The organism is Photorhabdus bodei (assembly GCF_003287735.1).
GTDB lineage: Bacteria > Pseudomonadota > Gammaproteobacteria > Enterobacterales > Enterobacteriaceae > Photorhabdus > Photorhabdus kayaii.
In genome coordinates this window covers 22,317-34,691 of the sequence record NZ_NSCM01000036.1, presented here as the reverse complement: position 1 = coordinate 34,691, position 12,375 = coordinate 22,317, and the positions used below count along the sequence as shown (strand labels likewise).

Here is a 12,375-nt window from a genome sequence, read left to right as displayed (position 1 = left end):
GCGACGGCAAGGGAGCGAATCCCCGGGAGCATAGAGAACTATGTGACCGGGGTGAGTGAGTGCAGCCAACAAAGAGGCAACTTGAAAGATGACGGGTATATTTACAGAGTTGCTACCATCGCTACACCGACCTGTTTATAATCCTCATAAGAGGAATGAGCATTGATATTTATCGTTGCTAATAATGAACGCATAGAAAGTGCCATTTCCTCAGACCAAACTTTAAGTCTCATCATGATATCTATTTCAGCTAATGTTTTTGCTGTATTATCTTCCTTGCCAATAATATGTGAATTAGCTAATAGCACTTCATCACGCTGCCATGACAATAGTTCAGTTAATATTTTCACCCTATTAGCCTTATCGTTACTTTGATTATTCGTATTGACTAGCTCCAAATAACGCAATATTTTATCTTCCGCGTTATCTAAAGAAGCAACTAATTGCATCCAATCTCGGTAGCGACTGAAATAATAAATAACCGATAAAGAAAGTTGCGTGTTCTGGCAGCCAAACCGTTCAGGATGTTCAGAAAAATGGTTCAACATCACAGTACTCAGTCGGAAAGTTTTAATCACTGAAATATATCGCGACAAATCATACATCAGTATCAAATAATCGTGACCGATCATCTCTGGTTGTAAATTTTTCTTATCAAACAGTTCAAATGACTTCAATAAAAAATCGTAGCTACTTGAGCCAATCCAATTTAAAATAAATAAAGGAAACGGTTGTGATAACTGAAATGCATTTACTAACATACTGGCCGATATTGCATTTTGTGCAGATTGAGCTTGAGTAATAATTGCAGACCATTGTTCAGTAATAGATACTTTGACTTTCTCATCAAGTAATATACTTTTTATCGCTTTATTAATTTCATCAGTAATATTAACATCAGGCTTAACTAAACCATATTTTTGATGAGATATTGCATTTAAAACAGTTTGACGTGGAGTTAACCAATCAATCAAATCACCATTATTATCTAATGCTGGTAAGGTATTTGATGATAAACTTTCCAGGGTTAAACTCTCTGAATTACGATGCAATCCAACTTGATTAATAAAAGCCACCTGCGCCGCATTTCCTGTCATAACAACTTCGTTAGCCGGTAATAAGAATAGTTGAAGAGTACCAACAGATAATTTATTTATTCTCAACCATTCTGTAGTTTGCTCCATTGCAATCATAATATCCAGAATATCTGTTTGCCTATTATTTCCTGATTGCGATAAATAAGGCATACCCGCGACCTGTTTTAATACTTTATTTCCACCTATCAACGTTAAAAGAACCACACCTTCTTGTGGTGTTAACCCCAAAATTCTCGACAGTTGCACAATACGATAAAACGCAGAAACAACAGAAAGTGAACATGTTAAACTCTTTTTATCCATCGATTCAGCAACTAATGGTGCTAATAAAGAAAAATCTTTCGCTTTAATTTTCAATCCAGCACACAACTTACTAATGATAGTATCATCCTGTTTTTTCTCTGAATAAAACTCACGATCATCTATCACCAATGGTGCATCAAATAGCGAAGATAAATTGAATATCTGATCAAAAAAAGGAATCGCTGTACCTATCGAAAAGGGCGTAATTTGATATATCAACGCAGCAAAATCATCAGGTGAAATATGATATTTTTTACTCCAATGATGAAAAACACCTAACATACGTAAGGTATTATCATTCATCTGTAATTGTTTATTTTCATCCCCTTCTGCCCGCATCGTCGCAGTTACCAATAAATCAATTTTATCTACCGGCAATTTAATCCATTTCCACAATCGTATCATGCGATTTAACCTATCAAAGCGTTCATGATTCACACCGGATAATTTATTTACCGCTTGTGGTAAATTACCACTTGAGGCAAACTCACGATACAAATGTAGGAAATCACTCTCTTTTGCATTCGACCCATTAATAAAAACGGCACCATAACGATAAGGAGCCGCAGGTATACCTAAATTAAGCACATTTTGAGATAGTCTCACATTATTTTGCTCTAACGCAGCCTCTTTATTTGTCGATATTCCTTTTATACATAATAATTGCTCAACCTCCGCGACAGAGAGAGCTGTTTGTGTAGTAAAAGTTGATAACAACTCAAGTAGCTCTGCATTATTAACACCGTAATTATCCTGATAGAATTGGCTATTAGAGGGATTCAATGGCTCATTAATTATTTTTTGCTGAGAAATTCCTAACTGATTTGCTAAAGGCGCGACAAATTCTCCATTAGCAGTATTCAGATTGGATTTAAGAAAATAAGGATAACTCTTATCTGTCTGTTGCACCATTTCCAAACAAAAAAGTTTTTTATTATCAAATGTTAGATTAATTTGGTTTTGCGCATGATCATAAGGGAGCTGGAATGGATAACGTACATTAGCCAAAAGATCATAACTGGATAAATTGGTCTTTCCTTGCTGTTTTAACATAGCTTCCAAACGTTGATTTAGCATAGCATTAACCAATGACAGTGTTGAAATCTCTTGATTAATACTCACTTCATCCAGCATTAAATGCGCTAAATCAGAGCGGCGCTCATCTATTTTAATGGCCTCAGCACCCGCATTGGATTCAATATCCATCGCTAATTTATAAATCTCTGCTAAATAAGCAACCGGTGAATTATTTGCTTCCGGTGCGCCATTTGGACAGTGTTGCTGCCAATTATCCTGAAATAAGGATTGATATTGGGGACCTTCTTTTAATGAAAGAGAAGAATAACTCCTGGCATATGTATTATGAGTGTAATGCTGCTGGCGAAATTTACGCGCTATTTGTATAGCATAGCTGTTTGCTGTATCATAAATATCTTCTGCCTGATGATTTGAATTATACTTATCTAAAAATAGATTACGGGGTATTCTTATAATATCAAAAATAGATTTATAATCTGATTCAATTATCTTATCGGTAAAGTTATATTTATTACCTAATTTCTTTAGCAACGGGCTGATATCATTATTCATAGGATCGCCTTTATTCATCGGAAATATACAGTATGGATGTTTTTTTCTAAAAAATAATAGATTAGAGAACAGAGATGCAATAAATAATAAGAAATTTATTGCATCATCTGGTGGTTATTAAAAGTCGTTAACTATTAACTGATTTTCGGCTCAAGTGTAATCAAAGCATATCCCGCACGATTGGGTTTATTTTTATGTGTCACTCTGAGTAAAACAATTTCTGAACAAGTAATATCACTTGGTGCAGTATAAGTTGCAGTATACTTTTCGATGTCATTACCAAACTCATCTTTTATAACTTCTGGCTCACCTACCTTAATATTTCCTCTTGCAGGCATAAGGCTCCATTCACTTGGAGAAGTCAAATCATTACCCATAGAAGAGAATTTCGTTACTTCATCGGGTGTTAATAACTCTTGACTATAACTTGGATCAATCTTGAATTCTGCTATAGTACTTTTACTAATAAGCAGAATATTAACTTTATCTACATCACCATTCTCAGCAACAGCCATCACCGTAACCATATTATATCCGGCCGGAAAAGAGGCTGGAGGCGTATATTTGCCATTCACATCAACACCACCATAACCAGTACCCGTTTCCACACTCCAATTCACTTTCTTATTGCCATAAACAGTAAAATTGACATTCTTATTAACATCATTTTCATTGATAACAACAAAAGAAGGGCTAATCGATACTGAGGAAGGCAACAGAGTGACAACCGCTGAAGCTTTAGCGTTTGTGCTTGAGTCTGTCGCAGTAATTGTCACAATTTGACTATTCCCTTTTATCTTAGTCGGTGCCATGTAATCTCCTGTATTTGCATTAATACTCCCCAATTCTGCTGGAGTAATAGACCAATTTACCGTTGCATTGGTATTAGTTGTAAATTTATGCTTAGTTTTCACTGGCATAGTTAATTGAAGATCATTGATTTTAAAAGCGGTTGATGTTGGAGAAATATCACCAAATAGCACCATATCCCCAGGCACATATACTTTATCAAATTCAAGATAATTACTTTCAGGGAATAAAAGGTGATTAACGGCAAATAGACTAATGCTCTCTAATTTAATCTTTGCAACGTTGGATAAATTATTTTCAACAACACCTTTAACAATTTCTGCTGTTTTATCAATAAACTCTGATTCAAAATCAGGGCCTATAATCCCTCCCCAACCAGATGCCCCTTGTTTATCATAACGGGAACTCATTCCATAATGTGATTCCAACTTAATTTCATCATTAGATATAACTTTAGGCGTAATATCTATTGATCCATCAACATAGAAATCAATTTTCTTGCTAGAATAATGACCAGTTATTAGACTATTTTCCAATACACCGACGCTTTGATCAAAATGATAAGATTGACCATTATTACCCACTCCAGAAAAGATAATTTTTTCCTTCTCAGGCTTAATATACATCCCAGAATAAGGAATTTTTACTCTCTCTGGCCAAATATTAGTGGCACCATTATATTTAACCAATCCTGTCCATACTGTATACTTTCCTCTTTCATATTGTACAGGCTTATCACTTTTATAATATCCGTTTTTTATATTCAAATATTTGGCTGAATCATTTTGTTGGCTATTGAAACTGACAAGCTCTAATTCTACTCCCGTAGAACTCGGTAATAAACTCTCATATTGCGGCTTAAGAATATTCTCAAATAGTGTCTTATTACTGATAATTAATACCGCAGATCGATTATCCGGTATCAAATAAGGGAAATTATTTGAGCTAGTCGGTAATCTCCCACCGTTAGGATTATAGTTTGTTGCAATAAGTAACAACACCGCCCCATGACCATACTTATCAGAACCATATACATTAGCGCCGGGTGCCGGTTGAGTTCTGATTTTAAACATTGTTGGAACCAGTCCAGCCGTATTACCCAGCTTCAAAATACCTAACTCATAAGTTACATCATTATCTTTGAGCCAATTACGGAAAAACTCCTTGACTTCTGCTGGCGCATCGTTGATAACATTGACCTCACCCAAAGTCCCTTTTTTAAACTCAACGACAACTTTTCCATCATTACCAACAGAACCTGTCGCCGCAATCAAGTCTACGGTTATTGTCATATGGTAATCATTATTCGGCGTAATTCTTTGATAATTCTTTACTCTACCATCATCATAAAGTTCTATTACCGTGCCAGAAATAAAATTTAATTTTACCGTTGCCTGAGAACGTTCAATTGATGAATTTTCAAAGGAAATTAACGGCACTCCCAATATCAAGTTGTCAAATTTTATCTTTTTATTTCCGCTTTCCCAGAAAATAGGTGAAAAATGTGTACCTTCACTCACTTTTCTCACATATTGCTGTTCAAACAGCATATTTATTTTAGTTCTATCATAGGCAGCAACAATATCCCATCCAAGAGTCTTCGTTTTACCGTTAAAATCATCAATAATGCTATTTTCTGTGGTCATATAGTCACCTATTTTAGACGTCATAAAAAATTTGTTATTAGAGGAAGCGTATTAGACAATAGCTGCCGCCATCATATTAATTTAATAATATGAAAGTAATCACTAGAATAATTTATATTTGTGCTCTATTGCCAACTTAGACATAAGTTGAATGAAAAATATATATTATTCAATTTACCCTGATAGATTAATAATCAATTAGGATATATATGATAAGCATAACATATATTAATGAAAATATAATACAGGGAAATATTAACAAAAAACATGTAACTGGTAATATATAATATTAGCCATATAATTAATATTCAAATACAAAAGGCAATATACCTTATGGATTTCAAGATGCATCGCGACGGCAAGGGAACGAATCCCCGGGAGCATAGATAACTATGTGACCGGGGTGAGTGAGTGCAGCCAACAAAGAGGCAGCTTGAAAGATGACGGATATAAACAATACCTATAATTCAGAATCTCTGTATGCTTGATTAATTATCGCTTTTGCCATCCATTTAGTGATCTCAATAATTTCCGCATTATCCATCCGCCAGATATCTTTCATCACCAGAAAGACCTCGGAGCCATAAATTAGGGAAAAAGATCGAATGACATTTTCCAAAGTATCCGGCGGAAAATGCCCTTTTAATGGTTCAACAACCATTGCAAGGATATCTTTACGATGCCCACGTACCAGTTTCTTTTCCTGCTTACCCTCAGATAAACATCCCTGAGCCCATTGTTGCAAGGAAACTAGCAGAGCCGCTCGCAATGTACCTTCGTATTGAAACATTCGGGGATAAGCAAAATCCAGCAACTCAGTAATCCGCTCCTCGGTCTTTTCACTAGCAGGCTTCCAGGTGAGGATCGGCCCAAGGCTGGCACCAACAATCGCATCAATTAAATCAGTTTGTGTCGGAAAATAGCGGTATGCTGTTGCCCTGGAAACACCAGCATGCATTGCCAATTCAGAAACCGAAGGTATCGCTCTCTGTTCAAAAAGCTCCAATGCCGCATTGATTAGCAATGTATAAGTTTTTTTCCGAGTACCAGTAAAATGAGTTTTCGTCTTCGAATCTATCATTGCCATAACTCTTCACCATAAAAATCGCAACATTAACACTTATGGTTAAAATATTTTTTCGCTATCATCACTCTACTCAACCATCTACAAAACGACCAAATTAATTCATTTTATTTATGTATTAAATGGGATAACAATCTCAATTTGGTAATACAACAGTGATACTTAAGTCTCATCTTGACTATAATCTGTCCATGAATGAGTCGTCAGCACCAGGGAAGTATTCACAATTATACCCTATGGATTTCAAGATGCATCGCGACGGCAAGGGAGTGCATCCCCGGGAGCATAGGTAACTATGTGACCGGGGTGAGCGAGTGCAGCCAACAAAGAGGCAACTTGTAAGATAACGGGTATATAATGAAAAAAAGCCAAGGCCATGTTCATATCGCTACTATTTTTGATACCAAGCGCGCAGAAATTTTCTACGTCAGGGATCTGATCAAAAAAGCGGGCCTTGCCGTTCGAACTGTGGATTTGTCTACTCAATCTGACTCACCGTAAAGAGGTACGGATATTACAGCCCAAACAGTAGCAGAGCATCACCCGCAAGGCAAAGAAGCTCTACTATGGCTTCCGACTATCAGTCTGACTATGTTTGGTGTGACGACACCTTGCATACAATTATTAAAAGCCCTCATCATGTAAATTCACCTGATTTTTGCCAACAAGTGATTAACGAATACCGGCAAATGATGGCTTAGCACCAGCGGTAATACCGTTGCAAAAACAACACTGACACTGAAAGATTATATACAACTAATTAATGACTAGGCAAAAAGTTGCCAAAAGAGGGCATTCTAATGCTATTGTTCTATCAGGGATGAATTTACGACATGTCTGTCAGGACGTTGTACTAAAGAAATTAAAGCAGTTAACTATTCGTGTACAAAGGGAAGCCATAAGAACTTCCTGTTAATAACCTTGCTGTAAGATGTTAGGAGTTAACAAACTAAATTAACACATAAAAATACCGGCTTTGTTCTCTCCCTTTCGGAGCTTATTTCCGTCAACACCAGGCTCCTGCGGCCCCCCACCGCAGGAGTTTTTTTATGAATAAACGGGCAACAGGTTAAAATTTGATAAGATATGGGCGGCAGCATTTAGTACGCCAAATAGCAAAATCAAGCCGATCATCACATTACCTCCCCAAACTCGATACACAGGGCTACCAAATCGTTTACGGGATGCTCTGGCAAGTAATGCGGGAACGATAGCAGCCCAAACTGTTGCAGCAAGGCCAGCAAAACCTATCGCATGAATAAAACCATTCGGATAAATCATTCCACCAACCATTGGCGGAAGAAACGTCACTAATGCCGTTTTAAAGCGCCCCAGTTTGGTATCATCAAATTTAAGTAGATCAGCCAGGTAATCGAACAACCCAAGCGTGACACCAAGGAATGAGCTGGCAACCGCAAAGTTAGAAAAGAGAGTCAATAATAAGCCCAGAGCAGAACTGTTCAATCCTCCACTTAATGATTGAACCAAAACATCAATATTGCCCCCCTTTGCTATAATTTCGACAAAATCAGGCCGGGAAATATTTCCCATTGTTCCAACCAACCAGATCAAATAAAGCACCAAAGCCATTGATGTCCCAATAAACAGGCATCTCTTTATTTTTTCTGGTTCTTTTCCATAATATTTCATCAGGCTAGGAACATTGCCATGATATCCAAATGAGGCCAGACAGAAAGGTAAAGTCATTAATATATAAGGCCAGTAAGTTGGATTAACTTCAGTTGTATTAAACAATACCGCCGGTTTAATATTATAAACCAAACCGCCGAACGTCATAAAGAAAGTTAATACTTTAGCACCAAGAATAATCGACGTCATCCTGCTAACAGTTTTAGTACTTAACCAGACAATAAATGCAACAACAAGAGCAAATAAAAAACCAGCAAGCCCAGGTGAAAAATCTATCGATACTTCTCGCATAGCATGTTGAATAATCGATCCGCTCGCGGAAATATAAGCGTAAGTCAGTATATATAAAACAAAAGCAAGGGTAATACCATTAATGATATTCCAACCATTGCCTAATAGATCTTTTGTTATCGTACTGAAACTTGAGCCAATTCGATAATTAAGATTGGCTTCCAATATCATTAATCCTGAGTGCAACATGCAAAACCAGGTAAAAATCAAAGTGACAATTGACCAGTAAAACCATGCTCCTGACATGACAACCGGTAAAGAAAACATGCCCGCACCAATAATCGTTCCACCAATGATCATGGCGCCGCCAAATAGAGATGGAGACGATTTTTTTATCGGCAAAGTAGCCATATATGTTACCCTAGCGTGGCTTTATACCCATCATCTTTCAAGTTGCCTCTTTGTTGGCTGCACTCGCTCACCCCGGTCACATCGTTACCTATGCTCCCGGGGATTCACTCCCTTGCCGTCGCGATGCATCTTGAAATCCATAGGGTATATATAATAAGAAGTATAATTGGGGATGCCCTTAAACAAGAAGCATCCCAATTTTTATTATTTAATTGGTTTTAATCTCGCAACGAAATGCCGTAATACGGATGGCTCATAAGTAAACGTTAATCCTTTAATCTGAGGAATTCGCTCCTTCAAGGAAATAAAAGCTTCTACAACATAATCCATATGATCATTAGTATAGACGCGACGAGGAATCGTTAATCGCAAAAGTTCCATTAGTGATGGTTTCTGTTTTCCGGTTGTTGGATCACGACCCAATAACAAAGAACCAATTTCCACACTTCTTATTCCCGCCTCCAAATATAATTCATTATTCAGTGCATGAGCTGGGAATTGTTCCCCTGGAATATGTGGTAATAATAATTTAGCATCAACAAATACAGCATGACCACCGGTTGGATATTGAATAGGAATACCTGCATCTCTTAATCTATTACCTAAATAAGCCACCTGATTAATACGATATGCCAGATAATCTTCATTCATCCCTTCTTCAAGGCCAATTGCCAGAGCCTCCATATCACGACCGGCAAGGCCGCCATAAGTGACAAACCCTTCCATTGGCACACAGCGGATACGCACCTCATTAAAGAGATCTTCATCATCGCGGAAACAGCAAAGACCGCCAATATTGACCATAGGGTCTTTTTTAGCTGACATTGTTAACATATCGCCATATTGATACATCTCCTTGACGATCTGTTTCACGGATTTATTTTCATAGCCTTTTTCTCTTTGCTTAATAAACCAAGCATTTTCACAGAAACGGGCTGAATCAATCACCACAGGAATATCATGTTGCTTTGCTATCTCATACACAGCGCTCATATTAGCCATAGAGATAGGCTGACCACCGGAGCTGTTACAGGTAACGGTTGTAATAATCGCGACAACATTATCAGCGCCCTGTTCTGCTATCGTTTTTTTCAATTCATCAATATCAAAATCGCCTTTCCAATCATAATAAGTGGTTGTATCAAAGGCTTTTGACGTGACAACATTAATCGCTTTCGCGCCATTTAATTCAACATGAGCCGCTGTCGTATCAAAATGGAAATTAGAAATAAAGACCGGATGCGTTGCACCACCTTGTGCTTTTTTCCGAGCAATTAATGTCGGGAATAAAATCTGTTCTGCTCCACGCCCTTGATGGGTTGGAATAGTATATTGGTAGCCAATTAATTCATTAACTTTATCACATAGATGATAATAGTTACGGGAACCTGCATAAGCTTCATCCCCCATCATCATCCCTGCCCACTGGCGATCACTCATTGCTCCAGTGCCAGAATCTGTCAGCAAATCAATATAAACCGCATCACTGGGTAATAGGAACGGATTATATCCGGCTTCTTCTAATGCTTTTTCACGTTCGGCACGAGTAGTCATGCGAATATTTTCTACCATTTTAATACGGAAAGGTTCTGGAATACGTTTCATATATATTTTTATCCAATAATTGGCTATACTGCATAATTCAGACAAATTTCCAAAAACAGACAGAAATATGCCAAAATAAATATAGTGATTAAAAAATTTAATTTTAAATATAACCAGAACAGTTAATCAGGGAAAAAATGAGAAATACGGTGATCGACATTAAACCATGCTTGCATATTACAAGAATAGATAAAACAATAACGTAAAAATATATAAATCATAAAGTGAATTTATTCCCTAATTAAAATCAGCCATTAAGATATAGATAATATTTAAATTATCCGTGACCAACTCCACAAAAATAGAAAACAGCAGAAATATAATTTTATATATAGATTTAATTTAATGAATCAGATAAATCAATAAGAAAAACAGATAATAAATTGATTTTAATAAATATAACAATACAATTAACCATATCAATTAAATAAATTACTAACACAGAAAACCACCCCATAAGGGCTTAAAAGAACAAGTTAAATAACATAAAAATTAATAGAATTATTTACCAGATTTTTACATGAATAAAAAATAGCTTTATTAGACTAAGAGCCTATCCCAATAGGCTCTTAGTCAATTAACATAAAAAATATAAACCTTGATAGCTAAAATAGACCTTCCAATTTACTCTATTTTTAAATCATATACCCTAAAGATTTCAAGATGCATCGCGACGGCAAGGGAGTGAATCCCCGGAAGCATAGGTAACTATGTGACCGGGGTGAGCGAGTGCAGCCAACAAAGAGGCAACTTGAAAGATGACGGGTATAAATCACTTTATAAAAACCCGCCCTTTATTAAAGGGCGGAAAATAGGAAAAAAAGAGGCAGAATTCTGCATAACGCAATAATGTTAAACAATAGTATTGCACAATAATTATACTAACTGAATATTAATAGAATTCCATTTTCGATTAGCTATTTTTTTCAGATCCAATAGACATTGGATAATTAGAAGCTAAATGATTAGGCGCTTGAGAACCGATAATACATGTTGCAGTATGAGATGAAAAAATAACGCATTTTGCCGCACATATAGGAAAGTGCGGGTACAATATACAAGCATGGGTAGATGTAGAAAAAGCAGAAAAGAAAGTCAACGTTAAAAGGGCCAAAAGTAACTGGTGTTGTAGTCTATTTATCATCATATCACCTCGCTGAATGGTATATTTTCATTTCCTTATATCCTTATATTCGACTCCTTTAAAATTAATTATAGAGCAAAATTTAACCACAAAAATTTTTTTATCACTCCGTTGATAAATCGTTTAAGTTATCATAAAAAGCTGAATGATCAGATTTGGAAAACCCCATAATCCAACAAAATTATTCAGCAATATAAAATCATAAATAAAATTTAGACAAAATTACCTAATGATTTATTAAACACATAAGGCATCCATTGGCTGGTAAAGTTGGCATCTCATAAATACTAATAATATATTAAAATAATTATTTTAAATATTTTTAAAATTTGGCGTTTAAATTTTTTATCAATTAAGATAATCATTTAAATATCTTAATTATTTACCATTAAATTTATTTACTTGTTGATATAAATTTCCTCGCAACAAATGTACTGTGTACTGACTGTAGTCACAGTATATGCATCCACAGCAGAAAAATAGACGCCAGATTGAGTAATCTTTTCAACAATGGCAAAATCAACCTGATCCTCAAATGCCACATCCACCACATGTAACATGCCAAGCAAAAATTTATCAATTCCGCTAACACATCCGACAAATAGCAATGCTAATATTTGCTGCCAATCATTTCCCTTATGATGCTAATTGATCGTTATTTGCTGCGTACCACAAGGCGTTGTTCAAGCAGAAAAAACCAATCACAGAATTCAATTTTTATCTTTCTATATCTCATCTCTGTTAACAGATAAATAAACCATGTACAATGCCTGAATATTTTCTGAGTACGCGGCATCTCAAGAA

The 12,375-nt window shown here is 36.1% G+C and carries 9 protein-coding genes; 3 read left to right on the top strand and 6 right to left on the bottom strand.

Annotated elements, in window-relative coordinates; all coding sequences use genetic code 11:
* Positions 1-101: 101 nt before the first annotated feature.
* From CKY02_RS17035 to CKY02_RS17025, 3 genes are all read right to left on the bottom strand, one after another.
* The gene (locus tag CKY02_RS17035) at positions 102-2,990 is read right to left on the bottom strand and encodes a Tc toxin subunit A (protein WP_162120666.1); all 2,889 of its coding nucleotides are present in this window, start codon (positions 2,988-2,990) and stop codon (positions 102-104) included.
* A gap of 134 nt (positions 2,991-3,124) precedes the next feature.
* Positions 3,125-5,446 (bottom strand): hypothetical protein, encoded by a 2,322-nt coding sequence (locus CKY02_RS17030; RefSeq protein WP_112896219.1) that lies wholly within the window; start codon positions 5,444-5,446, stop codon positions 3,125-3,127.
* 460 nt (positions 5,447-5,906) lie between these two features.
* Complete coding sequence (locus CKY02_RS17025) at positions 5,907-6,533, bottom strand: TetR/AcrR family transcriptional regulator (protein ID WP_112896218.1); 627 nt, start codon at positions 6,531-6,533, stop codon at positions 5,907-5,909.
* A 192-nt stretch (positions 6,534-6,725) separates the two neighbouring features.
* On the opposite strand from CKY02_RS17025, the gene CKY02_RS24840 reads away from it, so the two are divergent.
* On the top strand, positions 6,726-6,872 hold the full coding sequence (locus CKY02_RS24840) for a hypothetical protein (RefSeq protein WP_162120669.1): 147 nt from the start codon (positions 6,726-6,728) through the stop codon (positions 6,870-6,872).
* A 15-nt stretch (positions 6,873-6,887) separates the two neighbouring features.
* A complete protein-coding gene (locus tag CKY02_RS17020; RefSeq protein WP_238399219.1) occupies positions 6,888-7,031 on the top strand; it encodes a Tm-1-like ATP-binding domain-containing protein in 144 nt (47 codons plus the stop codon).
* Positions 7,032-7,577: 546 nt separating this feature from the next.
* Here CKY02_RS17020 and mtr read toward each other — a convergent pair.
* The 3 genes from mtr to tnaC form a co-directional block, all read right to left on the bottom strand.
* A complete protein-coding gene (gene mtr, locus CKY02_RS17015) occupies positions 7,578-8,822 on the bottom strand; it encodes a tryptophan permease (protein WP_112896217.1) in 1,245 nt (414 codons plus the stop codon).
* Positions 8,823-9,026: 204 nt separating this feature from the next.
* Positions 9,027-10,427: a tryptophanase gene (tnaA, locus tag CKY02_RS17010; RefSeq protein ID WP_112896216.1), complete on the bottom strand. Its 1,401-nt coding sequence runs from the start codon at positions 10,425-10,427 to the stop codon at positions 9,027-9,029.
* A 122-nt stretch (positions 10,428-10,549) separates the two neighbouring features.
* Complete coding sequence (gene tnaC, locus CKY02_RS26755; protein ID WP_112896215.1) at positions 10,550-10,648, bottom strand: tryptophanase leader peptide; 99 nt, start codon at positions 10,646-10,648, stop codon at positions 10,550-10,552.
* Positions 10,649-11,139: 491 nt separating this feature from the next.
* Here tnaC and CKY02_RS24835 point away from each other — a divergent pair, with 491 nt between their 5' ends.
* Entirely contained in the window at positions 11,140-11,277 is a 138-nt protein-coding gene (locus CKY02_RS24835; RefSeq protein WP_162120671.1) for a hypothetical protein, read from the top strand.
* Positions 11,278-12,375: the final 1,098 nt, after the last annotated feature.